At 40.2% G+C, this 22,716-nt stretch carries 19 protein-coding genes and 2 pseudogenes; 5 read left to right on the top strand and 16 right to left on the bottom strand.

Going from position 1 to position 22,716, the window contains the following annotated elements; genetic code table 11:
• Positions 1-36 precede the first annotated feature (36 nt).
• Positions 37-1,284 (bottom strand): MFS transporter, encoded by a 1,248-nt coding sequence (locus tag SM12261_RS00570; RefSeq protein WP_000770627.1) that lies wholly within the window; start codon positions 1,282-1,284, stop codon positions 37-39.
• Between the two features lie 303 nt (positions 1,285-1,587).
• Positions 1,588-2,439 carry a quorum-sensing system transcriptional regulator Rgg gene (rgg, locus tag SM12261_RS00560; protein WP_078228434.1) on the bottom strand — a complete coding sequence of 284 codons (852 nt, stop codon included), beginning with the start codon at positions 2,437-2,439 and terminating at the stop codon, positions 1,588-1,590.
• Between the two features lie 123 nt (positions 2,440-2,562).
• Between rgg and SM12261_RS00550 the strand changes: the two genes are divergently transcribed.
• Positions 2,563-2,904 carry a metal-sulfur cluster assembly factor gene (locus SM12261_RS00550; protein ID WP_001204052.1) on the top strand — a complete coding sequence of 114 codons (342 nt, stop codon included), beginning with the start codon at positions 2,563-2,565 and terminating at the stop codon, positions 2,902-2,904.
• Positions 2,905-3,115: 211 nt separating this feature from the next.
• Here the strand turns inward: SM12261_RS00550 and ilvD are convergent, their stop codons facing one another.
• From ilvD to SM12261_RS00515, 6 genes are all read right to left on the bottom strand, one after another.
• A complete protein-coding gene (gene ilvD, locus SM12261_RS00540; RefSeq protein ID WP_000137346.1) occupies positions 3,116-4,819 on the bottom strand; it encodes a dihydroxy-acid dehydratase in 1,704 nt (567 codons plus the stop codon).
• A 230-nt stretch (positions 4,820-5,049) separates the two neighbouring features.
• Positions 5,050-5,982, bottom strand: a complete 933-nt coding sequence (locus SM12261_RS00535) for a transketolase family protein (protein WP_078228436.1) — start codon at positions 5,980-5,982, stop codon at positions 5,050-5,052.
• Positions 5,979-6,836, bottom strand: a complete 858-nt coding sequence (locus SM12261_RS00530; RefSeq protein WP_033687490.1) for a transketolase — start codon at positions 6,834-6,836, stop codon at positions 5,979-5,981. The genes SM12261_RS00535 and SM12261_RS00530 overlap by 4 nt, the downstream gene beginning before the upstream one ends.
• Positions 6,837-6,839: 3 nt before the next feature.
• Positions 6,840-8,186 carry a PTS ascorbate transporter subunit IIC gene (locus SM12261_RS00525; RefSeq protein WP_000975289.1) on the bottom strand — a complete coding sequence of 449 codons (1,347 nt, stop codon included), beginning with the start codon at positions 8,184-8,186 and terminating at the stop codon, positions 6,840-6,842.
• 12 nt (positions 8,187-8,198) lie between these two features.
• Positions 8,199-8,483 (bottom strand): PTS sugar transporter subunit IIB, encoded by a 285-nt coding sequence (locus SM12261_RS00520; RefSeq protein ID WP_023947577.1) that lies wholly within the window; start codon positions 8,481-8,483, stop codon positions 8,199-8,201.
• A gap of 3 nt (positions 8,484-8,486) precedes the next feature.
• Entirely contained in the window at positions 8,487-10,517 is a 2,031-nt protein-coding gene (locus tag SM12261_RS00515) for a BglG family transcription antiterminator (RefSeq protein WP_023947575.1), read from the bottom strand.
• Between the two features lie 190 nt (positions 10,518-10,707).
• Here SM12261_RS00515 and SM12261_RS09575 point away from each other — a divergent pair.
• The 4 genes and pseudogenes from SM12261_RS09575 to rpmG all read left to right on the top strand — a co-directional run bounded on the left by SM12261_RS09575 (position 10,708) and on the right by rpmG (position 12,036).
• Positions 10,708-11,335: pseudogene (locus SM12261_RS09575) on the top strand (SPFH domain-containing protein).
• 25 nt (positions 11,336-11,360) lie between these two features.
• Positions 11,361-11,537: a type II toxin-antitoxin system antitoxin gene (locus SM12261_RS00500; RefSeq protein WP_078228446.1), complete on the top strand. Its 177-nt coding sequence runs from the start codon at positions 11,361-11,363 to the stop codon at positions 11,535-11,537.
• 151 nt (positions 11,538-11,688) lie between these two features.
• Positions 11,689-11,871, top strand: coding sequence for a 50S ribosomal protein L32 (rpmF, locus tag SM12261_RS00495; RefSeq protein ID WP_000290417.1), 183 nt, complete (start codon positions 11,689-11,691; stop codon positions 11,869-11,871).
• Between the two features lie 15 nt (positions 11,872-11,886).
• On the top strand, positions 11,887-12,036 hold the full coding sequence (gene rpmG, locus SM12261_RS00490; RefSeq protein WP_001265622.1) for a 50S ribosomal protein L33: 150 nt from the start codon (positions 11,887-11,889) through the stop codon (positions 12,034-12,036).
• A gap of 195 nt (positions 12,037-12,231) precedes the next feature.
• On the opposite strand, the gene SM12261_RS00485 is transcribed toward rpmG, so the two are convergent.
• The 8 genes and pseudogenes from SM12261_RS00485 to SM12261_RS00450 all read right to left on the bottom strand — a co-directional run bounded on the left by SM12261_RS00485 (position 12,232) and on the right by SM12261_RS00450 (position 22,705).
• Entirely contained in the window at positions 12,232-13,479 is a 1,248-nt protein-coding gene (locus SM12261_RS00485) for a toxic anion resistance protein (protein WP_033685330.1), read from the bottom strand.
• 21 nt (positions 13,480-13,500) lie between these two features.
• Positions 13,501-14,307 carry a hypothetical protein gene (locus SM12261_RS00480; RefSeq protein ID WP_000834995.1) on the bottom strand — a complete coding sequence of 269 codons (807 nt, stop codon included), beginning with the start codon at positions 14,305-14,307 and terminating at the stop codon, positions 13,501-13,503.
• A 608-nt stretch (positions 14,308-14,915) separates the two neighbouring features.
• Positions 14,916-15,527, bottom strand: a complete 612-nt coding sequence (gene rpsD, locus SM12261_RS00475; protein ID WP_000092756.1) for a 30S ribosomal protein S4 — start codon at positions 15,525-15,527, stop codon at positions 14,916-14,918.
• Between the two features lie 194 nt (positions 15,528-15,721).
• The gene (locus SM12261_RS00470) at positions 15,722-16,774 is read right to left on the bottom strand and encodes a sensor histidine kinase (RefSeq protein WP_000769779.1); all 1,053 of its coding nucleotides are present in this window, start codon (positions 16,772-16,774) and stop codon (positions 15,722-15,724) included.
• The gene (locus SM12261_RS00465; protein ID WP_000520654.1) at positions 16,774-17,469 is read right to left on the bottom strand and encodes a response regulator transcription factor; all 696 of its coding nucleotides are present in this window, start codon (positions 17,467-17,469) and stop codon (positions 16,774-16,776) included. Before SM12261_RS00465 ends, SM12261_RS00470 begins: the two co-directional genes overlap by 1 nt.
• Before the next feature lie 123 nt (positions 17,470-17,592).
• Positions 17,593-20,752 (bottom strand): annotated as a pseudogene (locus tag SM12261_RS09570) (SSURE domain-containing protein).
• A gap of 115 nt (positions 20,753-20,867) precedes the next feature.
• Positions 20,868-21,884, bottom strand: coding sequence for a glycosyltransferase family 2 protein (locus SM12261_RS00455; RefSeq protein ID WP_000771883.1), 1,017 nt, complete (start codon positions 21,882-21,884; stop codon positions 20,868-20,870).
• A 155-nt stretch (positions 21,885-22,039) separates the two neighbouring features.
• Positions 22,040-22,705, bottom strand: a complete 666-nt coding sequence (locus tag SM12261_RS00450; protein ID WP_001283911.1) for a potassium channel family protein — start codon at positions 22,703-22,705, stop codon at positions 22,040-22,042.
• Positions 22,706-22,716: the final 11 nt, after the last annotated feature.

Below are 22,716 nucleotides of genomic sequence, written 5' to 3'. Positions count from 1 at the left end.
ATAGAGGGATTAAAACAGTGAGAAAAAAATTAGGATTTAGATATCATTTTTGAGATTAATAACTGTCAAAAGAATAGCTAGCAAGGAAAGACCAACAAATAGCATCCAAGTCAACTGTATATTCCATACAGCTACAAGTGAAAAACAGGCTGTTCCCACAGGTATGGATAAGGTAAACAATAAACCTAAAAAATTACTGGTACGAGCTAGAACTTCTGGAGCTAGATTTTTCATAAGCATGGCACTAATCTTTGGTTGAACTTTACCAGACACATACAGAGTTGAAAAGAGAAATAGTAAACCAAGTACGACTTGATTGAATAAATTAGCTAGACCAACTAGACTGAGTCCTACGGTCACCCACATCATCAATCTAGGCAAGGACTGCTTCCCAAAATAATCATTGCCCGTAAGGCTACTGATGATGATTGCTAACAAAGCACAGACTTGACTGATAAATAATGCCTCTGTGTAAGAAAAGTCCAAAAGAGAATGGCTCAAAAAGAAGATGTTATAGATGCTTCCTAAAGCGCCACCCAAGGCATTGATAAGCAAGACAGCAAAGATCATGAATCCAAAGTTTTTCTGTCCACCTTTAAGAAAAACGAGACGTAAATTTCGGTAAATTGTTAGGAACTGGTCTTTGATAGAAAGCTTCTCATTTTTTAGAATTTTACCATCAGCAGATGACATTGACAGGCTCAATTTGCTTTTTCCTAAAAAGAGGATAACGGCTGATACTAGGAAAAAACAGGCATTGATTCCCGCAACGAGAGAAAAATTATTGACCGATAGCCCTAAGAGCCAGACTCCGAAAGCTTGACCACCAATAGCTGAAATATAGGTGATGAACTGGGAAAAAGAATAAGCCTCCATCAGATCATCTTCAGCTACTTTTTCCTTAATAAGAGGCATGCGCAAGCCACCTGCAAAATCACTGATAACATCACTAATGACATTGATTAAACACAGGCTAGAAAAGGCAAATAAACTAGCTTGCTGAACAACTAGGGCTGCCAGAAAAAATAAAACCGCCTGAAACAAACCGCTGTAAGTCATCCATTTGACCTTGTCCCTCGTGTAATCTGCCCGAATCCCTACAAAAACTGTAAAGAAAGTCGGAAGAATCATGACAATATTCGCCATAGCAACCGCAAAAGAGGCTTGTGGCAGGGTCGATGCATAGACGATAAATACCAGGTTAAAAATTGAAGCACCAAAGGCATTGAAGAAGCGTGACAAAGTCAAGAGTCGATAAGCTTGATTTCTAAACAATAGTTTCATAGGTAATCTCCCTTCTTGTTCAAATACTCAATGAAAATCAAAGAGCAAACTAGGAAGCTAGCCGAAGGCTGTACTTGAGTACGGCAAGGTGAAGCTGACGTAGTTTGAATTTGATTTTCGAAGAGTATAAGTTCTATATGAAGTATGACTACAGTATAGCACTTAGAAATTGAAAGGGAAAACTTTTGAATATATGCAACACACAAAATAAGCAAAAAAACGATAGAACTTTTGTAATGACCTGAGAGAGATACAGAGTTCTATCGCTTAAAATTTCAAATTATTTTCTTAGTTTGCAGATATTCAACAATCGGTCGTTTTTCGATAGTATTCGGCAGATTTGTTACAACCAAGCATCTCAAAAATATGGACAGCATCCTCCATCTTTTTCTGACCTTCCTTGACTCTGCCTTGCTTGCTATCAAGAAGACCTTCCGCCCACAAATAGACAATTCGGAAATAGGTCTCATTTTCATTGTAGAAATGCTCTTCGATAACACGTTTAAAATAATGGGCATTGGTAAATTCTTCACACTCAATACTGGCTAAAAAGCCATTCAATAGTATAGTGTGAAAAAGGTTTCGATTGCCAGACATTTCCATTAGAAAATCAGATTTACGTACCATTTCTCGTACATATCTAGTAAAAAGTGAAACAGATAAAAATGGTGAACTGACTGAAAATAAATTGAGTTCATAGATCCCCCAAATCTCAGTAGAAAACAAGTAGTCATGAAGGACTCTCCCTTCCTCTGCCGTTAACTCTACCCTTTCATCCATACTCTTCATATAAGACTTGATAATAATGGCATTTAGAATATGTTTCTGTTTGTTTTGAGAATGAGCATGCTTTTGATACTCCCTGCGATACAAGTCCTCAAGTGGAGCTATATTCTTTGGATCGAAAACATCTATGATTTCTTTTCTCAACTCAGAATCTGTATCATACTGAAAACCTCTCGCCAGAAATAGGATTTCCTCTACACTGGCAGATATATTTTCTAGGGCAAATAAAAACTTTTCCACCGAAAGCTCACTCTGACCTGTTTCAAAGCGGGACAACATAGACGGCGAAAATTGTCCCCCAGTTGCTTGTCTCAGCGAGATATTTCTTGACTCTCGTAATTGTCTAAAGACTTTTCCAATCTGCTCCATAGGCTTCCCCTTGATTCAGTATTTTCTTCATTTTATCATATTTTTCAGAAAATTCATCAAAAACTTGCCAAATTGTCAGAATTATGAGAAAATAGAGGATATTTATCACGTGGAGGGACTGTAATGAGAGACGATATCAAAATCAATGACCGCGCTTTGGCCTTACAAGACCAAATTATCGAAAAACTAGAGAAGGTTTTTGATACAGATGTGGAATTGGATGTGTACAATCTAGGATTGATTTATGAAATCAATCTGGACGAAACAGGGCTCTGTAAGATTGTCATGACCTTCACCGATACTGCCTGTGATTGTGCCGAAAGCCTGCCTATCGAAATCGTTGCAGGTCTGAAACAAATCGAGGGTATCGAAGATGTCAAGGTTGAAGTTACCTGGTCGCCTGCTTGGAAGATCACACGAATCAGTCGCTATGGCCGCATTGCCCTTGGACTGCCACCTCGTTAAGCAGGCCAATCACTTTTAAGGATGAAAAAAAGCAAGCCGAAGTTGGCTTGCTTTTTGATACTCAATGAAAATCAAAGAACAAACTAGGAAACTAGCCGCAGGTTGCTCAAAACAGTGTTTTGAGGTTGTAAATAGAACTGACGAAGTCAGTAACATATATACGGCAAGGCGACGTTGACGTGGTTTGAAGAGATTTTCGAAGAGTATGAGTTTATTTTTTACCAGACTTGTCCATATTCCAGAAGTCTGTCACGGCTCCGCGTGAAGCAGATGATACGATGTGAGCGTATTTACCGAGGACACCACGGCTGTAAAGTGGTGGCAAGGTTGTTTCTGCCTTCCGTTTTTCAAGTTCTTCTTCGGATACGGCCATGGAAATTTCTTTGGTATCTTGGTCAACCGTAACGATATCACCTGTACGAAGGTAAGCGATTGGTCCACCATCCTGAGCTTCAGGAGCGATATGTCCAACAACCAGACCATAAGTACCACCAGAGAAACGGCCGTCTGTCAAGAGGGCAACCTTGTCTCCTTGACCTTTACCAACGATCATTGATGAAAGTGACAGCATCTCAGGCATACCAGGACCACCTTTAGGTCCAACGAAACGAACAACGACTACATCGCCATCAACGATTTCATCTGTCAGAACGGCCTGAATCGCATCTTCTTCTGAGTCAAAAACCTTAGCTGGACCAACGTGACGACGCACTTTAACACCTGATACCTTGGCAACCGCACCGTCAGGGGCAAGGTTCCCGTTCAAGATGATAAGCGGACCATCTGCACGTTTTGGATTTTCAAGTGGCATAATGACTTTTTGACCTGGTGTGAGGTCTGCAAAGTCAGCTAAGTTCTCAGCAACAGTCTTACCAGTACATGTAATGCGGTCTCCATGAAGGAAACCATTTGCCAAGAGATATCTCATAACCGCAGGCACACCACCGACTTCGTAGAGGTCTTGGAAGACATACTGACCAGATGGTTTCAAGTCGGCCAAGTGAGGCACGCGCTCTTGGATCGTATTGAAGTCCTCAAGTGACAAGTCAACATTAGCCGCATGGGCAATAGCAAGCAAGTGAAGAGTGGCATTTGTAGAACCACCGAGAGCCATAGTCACAGTAATGGCATCTTCAAAGGCTTCACGAGTCAAGATATCTGATGGTTTGAGACCAAGTTCCAACATCTTAACAACAGCACGTCCTGCTGCTTCGATGTCTTCTTTCTTGTCAGCTGATTCAGCTGGGTGAGAGGATGAACCTGGCAAACTCATACCGAGAACTTCAATAGCTGTCGCCATGGTATTAGCAGTGTACATACCACCACAACCACCAGGGCCAGGGCAGGCATTACATTCAAGACGTTTCACATCCTCAGCCGTCATGTCACCGTGATTCCATTTTCCGATACCTTCAAAAACAGAAACCAAGTCGATGTCTTTGCCATCAAGATTTCCCGGTGCAATGGTTCCACCATAGGCGAAAATAGCTGGGATATCCATATTAGCAATAGCAATCATAGAACCAGGCATGTTCTTGTCACAGCCACCGATAGCGACAAAGGCATCGACGTTGTGACCACCCATCGCCGCCTCGATAGAGTCCGCGATGATATCACGAGATGTCAAAGAGAAACGCATACCAGGCGTTCCCATAGCAATCCCGTCCGCTACAGTGATAGTCCCAAACTGCACAGGCCAAGCACCTGCTGATTTGACACCCTCTTTAGCCAATTTCCCGAAATCATGCAAGTGAATGTTACATGGTGTATTTTCCGCCCAGGTCGAAATAACCCCTACAATCGGTGTTTCAAAGTCCTTATCTGTCATACCAGTCGCACGAAGCATGGCACGGTTTGGTGATTTTACCATGCTGTCATAAATGCTACTGCGGTGACGTTTATCTAATTCAGTCATTTGTTCCCTCCCATTTCAGTTTTTACTATTATAGCACATTTTAAAAGTAATGAACAGAAGAAAATTCTTGAATTTTCAGAAAATTCTATACATATATAAACATTTTAAATTAAAAACAACAAAGCGGATCAGGGCACTTTCTGATTACCAGAATATGCTTTTAATCCGCTTGCTTTAAATAACGTAATGTAATTTTTACAGAAGTTCTTTCAGATAAGTGTATTTAACATCTATCTTGCATTATAAAACTCTAGAACTTTCTCTTTTATATTCGATTCACTCAAACCATACTCATTAAGAAGATAATCCATTTTCCCTACTTGACCGAATCTTTCTTGAACACCCATCCGATGAATTTTTGTTATTCCATCATCAGAGAATAATTCACATAAAGCACTGCCAATTCCACCTATCTGATTGTGGTTTTCTACAGTAAATATAGTTTTTCCACTTAATATTGTTTTTATCTGTTCTGGTATCGGTTTGATTCTAAATAAATCTATCACACCTACTGAATAACCTAATTTAGACAGTTCATCCGCAACTCGAATACTTGGAGCAACCATTATGCCAGAAGCAACTATTACAACATCTTCACCGTGTCTTAACTCAATGTAGCCTTTAGAAAAATCTTCTCCACCTTGATATACAGCCTCTGGAGCTTTTCTAATTGTTCGAATATATTTTAGTCCTTTTAATTCTAATGTCTGGTTCAAGATTTCACGAAATTGGATATCATCAGTTGCTTCAAAAATGATTGATTTAGGAATTAAACGTAACAATCCAATTTCTTCAAATGGCATATGTGTTCCACCATTCATCTCTGCCGTTACTCCTGCATCTGAGCCAATTACAGTGGCATCCAATTGTGCGTACCCAAGAGAAATAAATAATTGATCAAATACTCTTCGTGAAGCAAAAGGGCCAAATGTATGAAGATAAGGTCTAAACCCCTGAATAGATAAACCTGCTGCAAGCCCGACCATTTCTGCTTCCATGATCCCAACATTCACATAACGGTCTCCAAAGTCCTTTTCAAGATTATTAGTAGCCATCGAACTTGACAAGTCTGCTTCTAAAACTACTATATCAGAATAACTTTGGTTAGCTTCTAGAAGGAAATCTCTATACACATGTCGTAATTCTTTCGTACTTCTCATCATTCTGTTTCCTCCAATTCCTGACTTAATCTTTCTACAACTGAAGTTAACATTTGTCTCTCCTCTACAGTAGGGCGAAGATGATGATTGGATTTCATTTCTTCCAGCTCTCGAACTCCTTGACCTTTAATAGTATCTAATACAATACACTTAGGGGATGAATTATTTGACTGTTTTAATTGGATAATCCCTTCATAAATTTCTCTAATATCTGAACCATTGACCCTAATGGATTCAAACCCAAATGCTGAGAATTTTTCTACAAAATCACCTGGATTACAAATATCCTTTGTAAAACCATCTAATTGTTTTTTGTTATCGTCTACAAATACAATTAAATTAGATAACTGTTGATGAGAAGCAAACTGTATAGCCTCCCAACATTGTCCCTCATTTAACTCACCATCTCCAACAATAGCATAGGTATAAAAGGGACTTTTTCTTATTCTCTGACCATATGCAAGCCCGGTTGCAACACTAATTCCCTGTCCTAAAGAGCCAGTTGTCATATCTATGCCCGGCGTTAGATTTCTATCAGGATGAGACGGTAATTTGGTCCCATTTGTATTTAAAGAATGTAAGAATTCTTTGTCAAAGAAACCATTCAAATAGAGTGTGCTGTACAAAGCTGGTCCAGCATGTCCCTTGGATAAAACAAAATAATCTCTATCTCGTGACGCAAATATTTCTGGAGTCATCGGCATTATTTCACCATAAAGCACTGCTAAAACTTCTACTATAGACAGACTCCCTCCATAATGGCCGAATCCAAGATGATTCAATGTTCTAAGAGTATTTAATCGGATTTTTGTTGCAAATTTTCTTAACTCATCTTCTCTATTTTCACTTAAAATCATCCCTTATTCCTCCTTTGCAGATGGCTTTTTAATAAAGGATACTCCAAACATAACTGCTAGAATAAGAACAAGACCAATAACAATGCCTGCTTGTGAGCCAAATTGATTCAACATTCCTAAAATAATTCCTGATAGACCAAAATCTGCATCTGAGAAAGTTGACCCTTGGAAACCAAGTCCTCCCAAAACTGGCATTAAAAAGACTGGAAGAAAACTAATTAAAATACCTTGTAAAAATGCTCCAATAGTGGCTCCACGAACACCACCAGATGCATTCCCAATGACACCTGCAGTCGCTCCACAGAAGAAATGAGGCACAACGCCTGGTAAGATGACAACCGTTCCTGAAGCAATCATAATTGCCATACTTACTAAACCACCAACAAAACTAGAGATAAATCCAATTAGGACTGCATTAGGTGCATAAGTATAAACAATCGGACAATCCAAAGCAGGTTTTGAATTAGGTACAAGACGCTCTGAAATACCTTTAAAGGCTGGAACAATTTCACCCAAAATAAGGCGAACACCTGCTAAAATAACAAATACACCTGCTGCAAATTGACCTGCTAATTGTAAAGCATAAACTAGACCACTTGTACCATTACTGATTTCTTTTTCTATATATTCTGACCCTGCAAAGATAGCTACAATAATGTAAATAACTGCCATAGATAAAGTAATGCTAACAGTACTATCACGTAAAAAAGCTAAACTCTTTGGAAATTTAATGTCCTCTGTTGATTTTGATTTGTCACCGATAAGGCTACCAGTAAAACCACTCAACCAATATCCCAAAGAACTGAAATGACCTAAAGCCACCTTGTCATTTCCAGTTAATTGAACCATATATTTTTGCACAAATGCTGGGGAAATACTCATAATAATACCGAGCGCTAATCCACCTAGTAAGATAAGAGGCAAACTTGTAAAGCCAGCAACTGATAAAATGACCGCAATCATACACGCCATATATAGAGTGTGGTGCCCTGTTAAAAAGATATATTTGAATCGAGTAAAACGAGCAATTAAGATATTGAATACCATACCTGCAAACATAATCATTGCAGTAGCTGAGCCATATGTGGTTAAAGCTACAGCTACAATTGCTTCATTATTCGGTACAACTCCAGATAAATGAAAAGCATGTTCAAACATGGTACCAAATGGATTCAAAGAATTTTGTACAATTCCTGCACCACCAGATACAACTAAGAAACCAACAAAGGTCTTAATTCCACCTTTAATAATATCAGGTAATTTCTTCTTCTGAAGAACTAATCCTAAGATTGCAATTAAAGCTACTAAAATAGCTGGTGTACTAACAATATCCAATATGAACTTCATCATGACGCTAGCCTCCTAAATAAGTCCTTTTTCTTCACAAAGTTTAGTAATTAATTCTCGTAGTTCATCCATATCAATAATACTATTTAAGATACGAACATCTCCAAGATGACTAGCTGAATCAGCTAGATCACGACCCACAATCCAAATATCAGCTGCATTTGGATCTGCTCCACCTAAATCATAGTGTTCAACTTCTACATCTGAAACATTCAAATCACTCAATACAGATTCAATATTCATCTGTACCATAAAACTTGAACCTAATCCTGAACCACAAGCTGTACCAATTCTTAACATTATCTAATCCTCCTGTTTAATTATCATTTCAATGTCATCATAGTTTTTTGATGATATTAAAGTTTGAACATGATTTTTATCTCTTAAAATTGTTGTTAAATGTGACAAAGCCTTTAAATGACTCTCATTATCAATGGCTGCAATACAAATCAACAATCTTACCTCCTGTTCTGGATTATCCAATAAATAAATCGGTTCTTCCAAAACTAACATTGACATTCCTATTTCATTCACACCTTCATCTGGCCGAGCGTGAGGAATTGCTACTCCCTTCCCTAAATTAATAAAAGGCCCAAACTCTTCTACTTTTTGAATCATTGCCTCAGGGTAGTTCTCAGTTATCTTATGTTGATCCAAAAGCGGTTTAGCTGCTAAACGAATTGCCTCCTTCCATCCTAATTTTTCCGAACTAACCTGATAAGTTTCTTTTGTAATTAATTCTTCTAACAATGGTAACACTTCCTTTCTGTTCATTTCTTGATAGAGATACCTCTTTAATGCTAATTTTAACTCTAATTCTTGTGTGATTACACTATATCGTCTTACTATGCTAATTATCTGATTAAGCTCAATATCTCGATAACCTGTATCTGGGAAATCTTTTGATACCAATTCAACTAACTGTGTTGTTTGTTCTTCCGTCATCATAACAGAAACTAGATAATTTGGCTTCTCTGTATCCACCTTTATAGTAGAAAAAACCATATCATAGTCACTACTAGTTTTCGCATATAAATCATCAATCTTTGAGGTTCCTATAAACTCAATTTGAGGGAATAATGCTAATAGATTCTCTTTTATCATCAATGAAGAACTAATTCCATTAGGACAGATAATTGCTGCTTTATAACATTTTTGAGGCAAATTGTCTGCTTTCTTTAAATATCCTCCAAAATGGATAACAAAATATGCTGTTTCACTATCAGGTATGGGCTTGTCAATAGCGTCCATCAAGGGAGTCAAAGAATCTTTTACTAGTTCAAATAAATCAGGATAATGTTCTTTAACATGCAACACATATTCATTTGAGCTAGGTAAGCCGAACTTTAATCTATAGTAAGCCGGTATAAGGTGGCGGCGAAGATTTTCTCTCAATACTTCTCTTTGTTTAAAATGTAACAAAGAAATATCTTCCATTCTACTTATAATAGCCTCTGTTAATTGATTAAAGTAAACCGGAGCAACATCTACTTCACCTTCAAAGCAACTTGATAATAAAACTGTGACATAGCGATAATCATCCTCTGAAAATACCGTATCTATAATTCCCAAATCAACTACTGTATCTAATAAAATAGTCGTTATATCTTGAATAATAGGAGATACTAGTGTCTCTGAAAGACATACTCTTTCAACATCCCTTTGATACCTACATATAATGAATACTAAACCGAAAAGGCAAACTTTTAATTGATTAACAATAGGTACTATCTGTAGCTTTTCATAATAATCTTTAACTACCTGATCAATCAAATCATAAGTTAATGAATACCCCCAACTGGATAAAACATAATCCAACCCCCAAATCCCTATGGAGGATTCCAGCAACTCACTAACCATTTGAAAAGCTAAACGGTGCTTATTCCACTCTGAACCGTGTAAAGTATAACCTTTTGCTCTACTGTACCCTAGCTCCAAATCATTATCTAACATAATCTTTCTTAATGATTGAATATCAGATAAGGTTGTATTCTTACTTACTTTCAAAAAGTCTTGGTAATGATTATTCGATATAAAATCTAATCGGCAAAAAGTGTAAAGATAGATTAATGCTAAGCGAGTCGACTTTGGTAAAACCAATTCATCCGACTTAATAATATCTGTCAAAGACTGCTTCGTACGATTTGATAAACTATAGCGACCTTGTTTTTTATCCAGCACTATCCCTTTATTAGCTAGATAAGGCACTAAATAATCTATTCCTTCTTTGACTTCCTTTATAGGTAAGCTCACCTTAACAGATAATTCATATAATGATAGCTCACAATGATCCATCAAAGTCATCAAAATAACTAGTGCTCTATAATCAAACATTTCTCTCCCTTTCTAACTACAATTATAGTGTAAAAGTTATAAGAATAAAAGAGTATTTCAGCACAATATAATCTCACCTACTACAAGTAATTATTGGGCTGAAACTTTTTAGTAATTATTTTTCAACTTTCTATTGACTTTTAAAAACAAAGTGATATCATTTAGATATCAAATAACAGAGGTCATTCTTATGACTGAAAAACTAATCAATTCAAAACCAAATGGTGTATTAGCATTGATTCTCATTGAGTTGACAATCGTACTTGGTATCTTTATATTTATAATGGGTATTGGTTCGGAAAACATTTTTGGAATTATTATCGGACCTTTACTAATCGTAATTGCAGCGCTAACTCATGCTGGTTTAAAAGTTGTCAAACCTCAGGAGGCTCTGGTTCTGACACTCTTTGGTAACTATACAGGTACCATCAAAGAACCTGGCTTTTACTTTGTCAATCCCTTCAGCGTAGCAGTCAACCTTGCAAACCACACTCGACTTGGACAAAGTGGTGATGTTAGCACAAAATCTCCTTTTTTAGGAGCTAAATCATCAAATGACAATGACTGCCTAGGAAATCCTTGAAGCACGTATCACTTACCTAGCTTATGCTCCAGAAATTACTACCATTATTGATGCCCGTAAGATGATTGTAGATGGTGCTGTAGGAATGGTTGAAATGGCACTAGAACGGCTCAATGAAGGGGAATTGGTAGAGCTTGACGAAGAACGAAAAGCTGCTATGGTTTCAAATCTACTAGTCGTCCTCTGTGGTAATCATGATGCACAACCAATTGTCAACACAGGAAGTCTTTACTAAAGATGGTTGAAGCTAAAAAAAGCAGATCCCCCTTCGACTCTCAACAAAGTTATACGCTGCACTCGCATCATGGGCAGAAGATGACTTTCGTTCAGTCAATGGGCAAATCGAATATCTCCTTACAGAATGTGTCAAACAACAGAAGAAAGACGGAAAATACGTATCAGAAACCATTGACGAACCATTTGAGATTGATATTTAACACCTTCTCCTGTCTGCTAGGTCTGACAGGAGAATTTTTTCATCTTTTTTTGTCAAGTAACTTTACTTTACAAAAAAAATGTGTTATCCTAGTATGGTTGATGAAAATCAGTAGATTGAATCGAATATAAATACCTAAAGGAGAAATCAAAATGGCAGTACCTGCACGTCGCACTTCAAAAGCGAAGAAAAACAAACGTCGTACACACTACAAAGTAACAGCTCCATCTGTAAACTTTGACGAAACTACTGGAGATTACTCACGTTCTCACCGTGTATCACTTAAAGGATACTACAAAGGACGTAAAATCGCTAAAGCTGCATCAGCTGAATAATAGAAGGGAGATACCATGCGCGTAAATATTACACTTGAACACAAAGAATCTGGTGAACGCTTGTACCTTACTTCTAAAAACAAACGTAACACTCCAGACCGTCTTCAATTGAAGAAATACTCACCAAAACTTCGCAAACACGTTGTGTTTACAGAAGTTAAGTAAGCATTCAATACGAATCAATACAGAAGAAAAACGCTTAATCAGCGTTTTTTTCTTTTGTTAATTTCAGTACATTGCAACAAAAATCAACCGAATGACTACATTTTTGACTATATTTTTTGTGAAATAAATTAGAGGTTCGAATATATAGAAAAATCCAAAATCCCTTGCAAGCTATACTTACAAGGGACTTGTGTGTTATTCTTGTACTTCTTTCTGGGCGGCCTTGCCTTGGTCTAGAAGGGCTTGAACGATTTTCTCATCGCGTAGTTTGACAGAATCGTTGATCATTTCTGCGGACTTGACGATGGTTGTTTCTAGTTGGGCACGTTTCTGACGTCCCAACTCAATTGCTGCGACGATACCTTGGTTTTGAGCGACCAGACTTTCAGCCAGTTTGGTAACAGATTCGACAGCGACTGTCGGGCTTTGTGCAATTCTCTCCATCTGCGGAATCACTTCCTTGCTGGTTTCAGCTAGCATCTGAAGGGCAGCATTATTGGCATTGACAATGGCATCTGCCACGACACCTGATTTCATTGATTGTTGCAAAATACCAAGTTGGGCAATAGAAAGCTTCATTGTTGGAATCGTATTACGACGAAGCATGCCCAATTTTTGGCGCATATCAGATGACACCTTCACAAGATTACGCATCTGAGGTGTTGTTGCCCAGGCCACATAGAGACGGCTGACATACTCTGTATGTTGTTGTTCGAGTGTATTGACCACTTCTGCCATACGGGCCAATTCTTGAGACTTGGTCTGGTATTCTACCGTACTTGTATCAAGTTGGTCAGCTTGGGCCTTTAGTTCGGCAGCACGATTGCCAGCTTCTGTCTGGCTGGCTTCGATAAAGGAAATCACTCCCACTAGATTTTCAATGGATTTGGTATTGTCCTCAATCAACATCTCAGCAGAGACGATATTTCGAGCTAGCACATCTTCTTGCTTGACCACTGCGGCAGCCATACCATCGAGCTTTTGCTCCACTGTTTTTGAGTCAAAGTAAAATTCCTGTAAGGTATTCTTGCTCTTGTTAAACAATCGTTGCAAAAAGTTTGGCTTCTCTTCTAACTCAGCAATTTCAGCGTTCTTGTATTTGACTACAAAGCCTTGCAACTCACGGTTGGTGTTCTTGAGTAGATCATCCACTTGGGGAATCTGCAGTTTCTTTTGTTCTGACAAGATACGATTGACCGTATTATTCACACCTTCGACAGCAGATTGTCCAAAATCCAAAAGAGCATTTTGATTGGTGACAAACTGGTCTACTAACTGGGGCACGTGCGCCTTGATTCCTTCTTGCTGCTCAGGGCTCAACTTTTCAAGGAAGGTCAAGGTCTTGTCTGAGCCAGTATTTGTCTCGATGATTTGGGTTGTTTTATCCACCTTAGCTACCGTATTATTGGCAATCTGGTCAATATCAAAATTAAATTCTGTCATGGTTACTCCTTTGTTTCTAACCTATTCTTTACGATCTTTTTCTAGGATACGCAGACTGATATCAAAATCACGCATATCTGTTTCATTGAGTTCTCTCAGGACTTGGTCCAGCTCAAGGTCAAATTGTTCGATAGCTGCTTTAGCTTGTTGCAAACGTTCTTCGGCTCGATTATAGTTTTTAGGATTGGCCTTAATCTTTAAATAGCCTTCTAAAATCGTTTGGAATTTCTCCATCTTCAAACTATGAATGGCAGTCAATTCTTCCTTATCCCCCTCAGCAGAGGTGGCAATCTTATCTAAAATTGCCTGATGGTCAATGGCAATATTAGCCAAGGTCTGGGACAATTCTGGAGCTAGTTCCTCTGGCTCCGCATTTTCAAGATCTACCTGACTTTCTCTATCCAAACGTTCTAGCTGAACATCGATGTTTGCCCTTACTGTACGAACCTTTTTGTCAATACGGTTGTAGACATCAGCATCGATATAGGACTTGAGACAATCCGCCTCCTGATGGATTTCCCTCAGTTCGATCAATACTTGATTAGCCAAACTCTTATAGGAATCTGAGCCTTTCTCTACCAAGACTCCCTCTAACTGCTGAATATCCTTGTCCGCCTGACGAATCCGAGCTTTTAAAAGCTCAATCCGATCATCGAGCGAACGATCCTGCAAAAGAGGATAGCGCCAACGTTTATAGAGGCGATAACCACCATAGCCTAGCAGGACACAAGCCGCAAGCGGAAGAGCATATTGGACCAACAGGCCTAATAAGAACAAGAAGCCCCAAAAATAGAGACAGCCTTTCCAAAAACCATTACCCGATTTCATAAACATTCCTTATTTTCAATTTATAAGTCTATTTTAGCACAAAAGACAAAAATGAGGGCGGAAATCCCCTAGAAAAGAGTTGATTTCTTTGCTGTAGAATGGAGGCTAGAAGCGCGTGGGCTAATTTCAGTAAAGCGGACTCAAACCACAGGCTTCAGTGTTATAAGATTGCGTAATGACCTCTGAGGACATATCAAAACAAAAGCTTGAAATATCGGAGGGGTTGTGTTAGAATGAAAGCATAAAGGGAAAATAATGCTTCTAGCATATATAACTAAAAAACCCCACCGTGCCACCGATGGGGTTTTTTGCTACCCTCTAAAAGGGTGCTACGTCTCTTTATCCATAGCTTGAAAAGCTCAGATAGTACGTTAACAAGTAACGGAGCTAGAAAAAGGGAAAGTAACTCTAGCATACATAACACCTCCCTTCATTAAACTGAGGAGGCTAAAATATTATATCATCAATATCGCGTCATTCTTGGAATAGATAGACCTAGATACACCAATAACCTTACTAGCAAATCTCTAAACAAACCCAGAGATCAACATTTTAAGACAAAGCAAAAAGCCCACTGTTGTAGGCTTTCTGTAAGATATATCTTAAAATTAAAGCATTTTGTTGTAGAATTCAACGACAAGTGCTTCGTTGATTTCTGGGTTGATTTCGTCGCGTTCTGGCAAGCGAGTCAATGAACCTTCCAATTTTTCAGCGTCGAATGATACGAATGCTGGACGTCCAAGAGTAGCTTCTACTGCTTCAAGGATAGCTGGAACTTTCAATGATTTCTCACGAACTGAAATCACTTGACCTGGAGTTACGCGGTATGATGGGATATCAACGCGTTTTCCGTCAACAAGGATGTGACCGTGGTTTACGAATTGACGAGCTTGACGACGAGTAGTCGCAAGACCAAGACGGTAAACAACGTTATCCAAACGGCGTTCCAAAAGAAGCATGAAGTTGAAACCTAGGATTCCGCCTTTGATTTTTGTAGCTTGTACGAACAAGTTACGGAATTGTTTTTCACCTACACCGTAAGTGAAACGAAGTTTTTGTTTTTCAGCCAATTGCAAACCGTATTCTGACAATTTAGAACGGTTGTTTGGTCCGTGTTGTCCTGGTACGTAGTTACGACGTGCCAATTCTTTACCTGTACCTGTAAGTGAAAGGCCAAGGCGACGAGCTTGTTTCCAAGATGGTCCTGTATAACGTGACATGTGAATGCCCTCCTGATATAAATAATATTTCGGTGGAAATAGTCACTTAGAAAGCCCTGATTCGTGCAGATGCCCTTCGCCTAAACAGCCAAGGTTACTTATCATAAGACACCTGTTGACGAGCTTCATGCTTTCCTGCTGATATTTCACACAAAATCCATTTTACCATGAATGGCTAGATTTGTAAAGGGGTTTTAAGCTTTATTTTCATTGCCAGAGAGATTGAGAAGGAGGGTAAAGGTGCTTCCGAGGCCGTACTGGCTGGTAACTGTGATTTCTCCACCCAATTGATGAGCCAATTCACGCGCAATAGCAAGTCCTAAGCCATGACCACCTGTTTTCATGTTACGCGAAGTTTCTACACGATAAAGGCGTTTGAAAATATTCTCCAAATCCTCTGGGGCAATCCCCTGTCCCTCATCCGTCACACTGATTGAAAGCTGGTTATTTTCCAGCTTGGCCACCACTTCCAGCTTGGTTCCTGGAGCTGAGTATTTAAAAGCATTATTGACCAGATTCACCAAGATACGAGAAAGTTTGGCATAATCTCCCTCAATCCGTGCAGACTCAGGAATTACCTGCAAATGGACATCTCGCTCTTCCTGCTCAATCAAGAACTGAAATTCACTCATGCACTCAATCAAGAGCTGGTCCAGAAAAATGCTGTCTTTGCTGGTCGTTTCGACCTGATTTCTAGCTGTGTTTAGGGTCAAAAAATTCAACTCCTCAACCAGTTTATTGAGTCTTTCAGTCTGGCGCCCAATGGTTGCTAGATAATGGTCCTGTTCTCCTTCCTTGATAACCCCATCCAAAATCCCTTCTACCGTCGCTTGGATCGAAGTGATGGGGGTCTTGATATCATGCGAAAGTTGAGCAATCATCAAGCCCTTTTCTCGTTCGCTTTCTTCCAAGGAATCAAATGTCGCCTGCAAATCATGGGACATTTCATTGAAAGCTTGGCCTAATTGTTGAAATTCTACAGGGCCTTGAACCTCCAGATTTGCAGGGAAATCCTTGTCCGCTACTCTCTTGGCATGTTCCTTGAGTTTGCCCAATGAAGTAAAGACCGGCGATAGGAGAAAGAGACTAATCCCAGCACCGATAAAACTAGCCACTAGAGTCATACCCACTAGGAAATAAATTTCTCTTTCTTCAATTAGCATTCGCTGGATGGCCCAAAAAACCACGATAATCGTTAGGAGTGTTGAAATGACATACCCCACTAAAATATAACTTTTTAATTTCATTAACTACCTCGTGCTTTCTCAATTTTGTAGCCCAAGCCCCAGACGGTTTTGATGGTGGGTGTTTCTGAACTAGCATGTTTAGCCAACTCCTGTCGAAGAGCATGAATATGAACATTCAAGGTATTGGTGTCATCCACATAGTCTTCTTGCCAGACCTTTTCATAGAGGTCTGTCTTAGAGAAAACCCGCTCTGGATTGCTGGCTAAAAGCCATAGAAGTTCGAAGGATTTGACGGTCAAATCAAGCGCCACATCTCCAACTTGGACCTCATGGCTACCATGATTCATCCGTAAATTCCCGAGACTGACGACTTCTGTCTCACCTCCACGATGAAGGCGACGCAAGATATTGTGGACACGCAAAACCAGCTCACGAGGACTAAAGGGCTTGGCAATAAAGTCATCTGCCCCTAAGCTCAAGCCGTAAATCTTGTCCTGCTCACTGGTCTTAGCCGTGATAAAGAGAAAAGGCTGATCCGGAGATTGATACTGAACTTCGCTAATCAAATCATAACCATCCATCCGAGGCATCATGATATCTGTAATAATCAAATCAATTGGTTTTCTCTTGAAGATTTCTAAGGCCTCTACTCCATCATGGGCCACCAAAACCTGATATCCTGCCTGAACCAGATAACGTTGATGAATATCTGTGATTTCTACCTCGTCGTCAACGAGTAAAATTGTCTTTCCCATCTGTCTCTCCTTTGAAAAAAACAGTGCTATACCACAATAGTATAACACTATTTTAATCTCTTTACGAACATTCTAAACGATATCTGGATTTTTCATATCCTAGATAGAAAGTCTGTAGCTAGACTAGTCATTTTCTTCTTTTTTAGCTTTCAAACCGAGTCCACCTAGAAGTCCGGCCAAGGCTAATCCAAAGAATCCAAGAGTAGCCATTGATGTTTGGGCTTCACCAGTATATGGAAGCATGTCTTTTTGGTCTTTCATTTGATCAGCCATCATTGGACTTGATACCTTGTTATTAGATACCATCTTGCCTTCATCAGACATTTTGCTTGAGGCTGCTGGAGCTTGATCTTGTTTCATGCTTGGTGTTGCCATAGGCTGGCTAGCATTCATGGTTTTGTCCTGCTCTTTGTTAGGCATCATCTTATCCTGACTAGCAGCTGGCATTTTAGATTTCATCTCATCTTGATTGGCACTAGGCATTTGAGCGTTCATCTTAGATGCATCTTGATGACTATTCATCATTGGAGCCGGCATAGCTGAACCATTAGAAGATGGGACGAAACCTGACTGCATCGGAATCAGAGACTGATGTCCATGCAAGTTCACTGTCAAATCTTTTGTCGCTACAAGGTTGCTCAAGTCTGCCTTGCCGTCTTTAGCACCGTACACTTTGATGGTAGCTTTATAGCTTTGAGTGCCGTTTTGTTTCAAGAGGTCAAGAAGAGCTTTATCAGATTTTCCTTGAGTGCCGGCCAAGTCTACTTCATAGAAATAGAGACCTTTGCCCAATTTTTCTACTGGTGGAAGAGCTGGATTTTTAGCTGAACCATTGTCTGACCATGGGGCCTTGTCAGAAGCTTTCAAAATCAGACGAGTCAACATACCGTCACCAGCGAAGAATTCGTATGGAATGACTTGGTTGACGCCGGCTGTGAATGGGCCTGGGAAGTTGGCTTTATCCAAATAAGTGGCTGGAACATCCACTGTGTCTTTAGTGTTGTCGGCCACGCCTTTTTGGACTTCAGCTGGGGTGGTCAAGCCATTCAAGTTGACATCCAAATCTTTTGTCGCTACAAGGTTAGTCAAATCGGCCTTGCCATCTTTAGCACCGTACACCTTGATAGTTGCCTTGTAACTTTGAGTGCCATTTTGTTTCAAGAGGTCTAGAAGCTCTTTATCAGATTTACCTTGGGTACCAGCCAAATCTACTTCGTAGAAGTAAAGGCCTTTGCCCAATTTTTCTACTGGTGGAAGAGCTGGATTTTTAGCTGAGCCGTTGTCTGACCATGGGGCCTTGTCAGAAGCTTTCAAGATAAGACGAGTCAACATACCGTCACCAGCGAAGAATTCATATGGAATGACTTGGTTGACACCAGCTGTAAATGGGCCTGGGAAGTTGGCTTTGTCCAAGTAAGTAGCTGGGACATCCACTGTGTCTTTGGTGTTGTCAGCCACACCTTTTTGAACTTCAGCTGGAGTGGTTAAGCCATTCAAATTGACATCCAAATCTTTTGTCGCTACGAGATTGCTCAAATCAGCCTTGCCGTCTTTCGCACCGTACACTTTGATAGTAGCTTTATAACTTTGAGTACCATTTTGTTTCAAGAGGTCAAGCAAATCTTTATCTGATTTGCCTTGGGTTCCTGCCAAGTCTACTTCATAGAAGTAAAGACCTTTGCCTAAGTTTTCTACTGGTGGAAGGGCGGGATTTTTGGCTGAACCGTTATCTGACCATGGGGCCTTGTCTGAATCCTTCAAGATAAGACGAGTCAACATACCATCACCAGCGAAGAATTCATATGGGATAACTTGGTTAACACCGGCTGTGAATGGGCCTGGGAAGTTAGCTTTGTCCAAGTAAGTAGCTGGAACATCTACTGTGTCTTTGGTGTTATCAGCCACACCTTTTTGAACTTCAGCTGGAGTGGTTAAGCCGTTCAAGTTGACATCCAGATTCTTAATCGCTACGAGATTGCTCAAATCGGCCTTACCATCTTTTGCACCGTACACTTTGATAGTTGCCTTGTAACTTTGAGTGCCATTCTGTTTCAAAAGGTCAAGAAGCTCTTTATCAGATTTTCCTTGAGTCCCTGCCAAATCCACTTCGTAGAAGTAAAGGCCTTTGCCCAATTTTTCTACTGGTGGGAGAGCTGGATTTTTAGCTGATCCGTTGTCTGACCATGGTGCCTTGTCAGAAGCTTTCAAGATCAAACGAGTCAACATACCGTCACCAGCGAATAGTTCGTATGGGATAACTTGGTTAACACCGGCTGTGAATGGACCAGGGAAGTTGGCTTTGTCCAAGTAAGTAGCTGGGACATCCACCGTATCTTTAGTATTGTCGGCCACGCCTTTTTGCACTTCAGCTGGAGTAGTTAAGCCGTTCAAGTTGACATCCAAATCCTTAGTCGCTACGAGGTTGCTCAAATCCGCCTTGCCGTCTTTCGCACCGTACACTTTGATAGTTGCTTTATAGCTTTGAGTGCCGTTTTGTTTCAAGAGGTCTAGAAGCTCTTTATCAGATTTACCTTGGGTACCTGCCAAGTCTACTTCGTAGAAGTAAAGGCCTTTGCCCAAGTTTTCTACTGGTGGGAGAGCGGGGTTTTTAGCTGAACCGTTGTCTGACCATGGAGCCTTGTCTGAATCCTTCAGGATAAGACGAGTTAACATACCGTCACCAGCGAAGAATTCATATGGAATGACTTGGTTAACACCAGCTGTGAATGGGCCTGGGAAATTGGCTTTGTCCAAGTAAGAGGCTGGAACATCCACTGTGTCTTTAGTATTATCAGCTACGCCTTTTTGGACTTCAGCTGGAGTAGTTGCTGGTTGCACTTCACTTGCTTCACGGTCTTGTCCAGCAACTGTAGGCGCAGGATTTGTCGCAGGTTTAACCGCATCTTCTGTTTGTTTCTTAGATTCTGGTTTTGCTTGTACTTCTTCTTTTGGTGCAACTACTTGGTCTTTAGCACCTGCATCTGCTTTTTTCTGGAGAGTTTGTAGCTTCCAAGCTTGCTTTAGGTGTTGAGTCTACCTGTTCTGAAGGAAGAGCTGTATCGACTGCTTCTTTGAGAAGTTCTACTGGTAAGTCACTCTTTTCACTCACCGAAGTAGCATCTGGCATAACTTGAGCAGGGGTTGGATTGACTACATCGGCACGCACCGAACTTGGCTGACCAACTAGGACAAAAAAGCCACTGGCTACAACAACTGAGGCAACACCGACACTAAGACGGCGAATAGACCAACGTGTATATCTTTGATTTGGATTGAATTTCATAGGATTCTCCTTAGAGTTTTTCTTTATTTGATGACTCTAGTATAATCTCCTAAAATTAAAAAGGATTAAGAAAAAGTTAAAATTTTTATTAAATCCCTCTTATAAAATACTTATATTAATTAAATCCATAAACAGATTTGGTGATTTGATAGACGACATTAGAAAGTTTGCGAGCTGGCAAGACTGAATGTTTGGTCAAACGGCTGAGCATGGTCTTCCGAATAGCCTGAAAGACCTCTGGATTTTCCTGCTGAATATAGGTCCATAGCTCCCGTTTTTTGGCAAGATGCTCTGCTGTGCCTGCTCGATTGAGCAAGGCACTGGAAATCACCGTCGTGATTTCAATATGATTCAGCAAATATTCTCGCATTTTTGGATGACTCACTTGGGACAAATCAAGCTGATCTACCAAGAGTCGATTGACCTTGAGTTGCTGGTCAATGCGCTTAATCATCACTTGCTCATTGACAGACTGGTCCTCACGCCCAATCAAATAACGATAGAAATCGACAGGCAGATAGTACATGGTCTTGACCTGCTGAAGGGGGGTAAAGACAAAGAGATTATCGACATAAAAGGTATGCTCAGGCAGTTGGAACTGGCTCGCTCGCAACAAATCTGTCCGGTAAATCAGCGAGTGCATCATGATATACTGGCCTTTTGAGAAATTTCCGACCTGGTCCCAGCCAAAAATCTGTTGGACAGGCAAGACTGACTCGTAACTCATACTCTTCTTACGAGACTGACCTTCCTTTTCATATACAAAATTAGTCACAAAGGCATCAACTTCCTGCCCCTCACTCTCTAGTTCCTGCAAGGTTTCAAGAATTTTTAAATAGGCACGAGGATCCACCCAGTCATCACTATCAACTACTTTAAAATAGCGCCCAGAAGCCTCCGCCAAGCCACGATTGACGGCACCCCCATGGCCTTTATTTTCCTGATAGATGGCTCTAACGATGTTAGGATACTTGCTGGCCAAACGCTCAGCGATTTCCTGAGTCTGGTCCTGAGACCCATCATTGATAATCAAAATCTCAACTTGCTCACCACCAATCACTAGCGACTCCACACAGTAATGAAGATAGGCAGCGGCATTATAGCTAGGGATGGCGATAGACAATAACTTCATAATCTACTCCTTTAGGGGACTGATTTTTTCTTTCTCTCTTGTCACTTCTTTCTATTCTACCATAAAGTCCAGCTTTTGAAGGACTTTTACTAGAATACAAGGGTTGCTATCTCTATTTGCTATTTTGGACATCAAAAAAGAGGGGATCCCCCTCCTTACGAATTTAATTCTGCCAAATCATCTAGATACTGGTTGTTAATGACCGCCATGATATAGGCATCTGACCTCAAGAGATCATTAGGACCAAACTGGACGTCCAGTGGTGAATTTTCTTGTTCACGGAATCCTAGGACATTGAGGTTGTATTTGCCACGTAGATCCAGCTGGCTCAGACTTTGACCTGCCCAAACACTCGGAATCTTCATCTCCACGATAGACACATTTTTATCCAGCTGAAAAACATCGACATTGTTATGAAAGAGAATGGTCTGCGCTAGGGACTGCCCCATTTCATACTCAGGTGAAATCACCGAGTCAGCACCGATTTTTTCTAGCACCTTCTTAGCTGTCTGGCTTTTGACCTTGGCAATAACCCTTGGTACCCCTAGACTCTTACAATGCATAACTGCAAGCACACTCGATTCTAGATTTTCCCCTGTTGCCACTACAACCGTATCACAGGTATCAATTCCTGCAGTTCTGAGGAGTTCCTCATCTGTAATATCGCCCACAACTCCACGCGCCAAAACTGGCTCAAATTGATTGATGCGCTCGGCGTGGTCGTCAATGGCAATGATATTCATATCTTGCTTGGCTAGGGCTGTCAGGACACTACTCCCGAAAATCCCCAAACCTAAAATTCCAATCGTACGATCTGACATCATTCTTCCTT

The sequence above is a fragment of the Streptococcus mitis NCTC 12261 genome (assembly GCF_000148585.2).
Lineage (GTDB): Bacteria > Bacillota > Bacilli > Lactobacillales > Streptococcaceae > Streptococcus > Streptococcus mitis.
The sequence above is the reverse complement of the archived record's forward strand: the minus strand, read 5'-3'. Positions and strand labels throughout refer to the sequence as shown.

Coding starts and splice junctions, on each gene's coding strand:
- SM12261_RS00570 (WP_000770627.1), bottom strand. CDS start 1,284: ATGAAACTATTGTTTAGAAATCAAGCTTATCGACTCTTGACTTTGTCA.
- rgg (WP_078228434.1), bottom strand. CDS start 2,439: ATGGAGCAGATTGGAAAAGTCTTTAGACAATTACGAGAGTCAAGAAAT.
- SM12261_RS00550 (WP_001204052.1), top strand. CDS start 2,563: ATGAGAGACGATATCAAAATCAATGACCGCGCTTTGGCCTTACAAGAC.
- ilvD (WP_000137346.1), bottom strand. CDS start 4,819: ATGACTGAATTAGATAAACGTCACCGCAGTAGCATTTATGACAGCATG.
- SM12261_RS00535 (WP_078228436.1), bottom strand. CDS start 5,982: ATGATGAGAAGTACGAAAGAATTACGACATGTGTATAGAGATTTCCTT.
- SM12261_RS00530 (WP_033687490.1), bottom strand. CDS start 6,836: ATGATTTTAAGTGAAAATAGAGAAGATGAGTTAAGAAAATTTGCAACA.
- SM12261_RS00525 (WP_000975289.1), bottom strand. CDS start 8,186: ATGATGAAGTTCATATTGGATATTGTTAGTACACCAGCTATTTTAGTA.
- SM12261_RS00520 (WP_023947577.1), bottom strand. CDS start 8,483: ATGTTAAGAATTGGTACAGCTTGTGGTTCAGGATTAGGTTCAAGTTTT.
- SM12261_RS00515 (WP_023947575.1), bottom strand. CDS start 10,517: ATGTTTGATTATAGAGCACTAGTTATTTTGATGACTTTGATGGATCAT.
- rpmF (WP_000290417.1), top strand. CDS start 11,689: ATGGCAGTACCTGCACGTCGCACTTCAAAAGCGAAGAAAAACAAACGT.
- rpmG (WP_001265622.1), top strand. CDS start 11,887: ATGCGCGTAAATATTACACTTGAACACAAAGAATCTGGTGAACGCTTG.
- SM12261_RS00485 (WP_033685330.1), bottom strand. CDS start 13,479: ATGACAGAATTTAATTTTGATATTGACCAGATTGCCAATAATACGGTA.
- SM12261_RS00480 (WP_000834995.1), bottom strand. CDS start 14,307: ATGAAATCGGGTAATGGTTTTTGGAAAGGCTGTCTCTATTTTTGGGGC.
- rpsD (WP_000092756.1), bottom strand. CDS start 15,527: ATGTCACGTTATACAGGACCATCTTGGAAACAAGCTCGTCGCCTTGGC.
- SM12261_RS00470 (WP_000769779.1), bottom strand. CDS start 16,774: ATGAAATTAAAAAGTTATATTTTAGTGGGGTATGTCATTTCAACACTC.
- SM12261_RS00465 (WP_000520654.1), bottom strand. CDS start 17,469: ATGGGAAAGACAATTTTACTCGTTGACGACGAGGTAGAAATCACAGAT.
- SM12261_RS00455 (WP_000771883.1), bottom strand. CDS start 21,884: ATGAAGTTATTGTCTATCGCCATCCCTAGCTATAATGCCGCTGCCTAT.
- SM12261_RS00450 (WP_001283911.1), bottom strand. CDS start 22,705: ATGTCAGATCGTACGATTGGAATTTTAGGTTTGGGGATTTTCGGGAGT.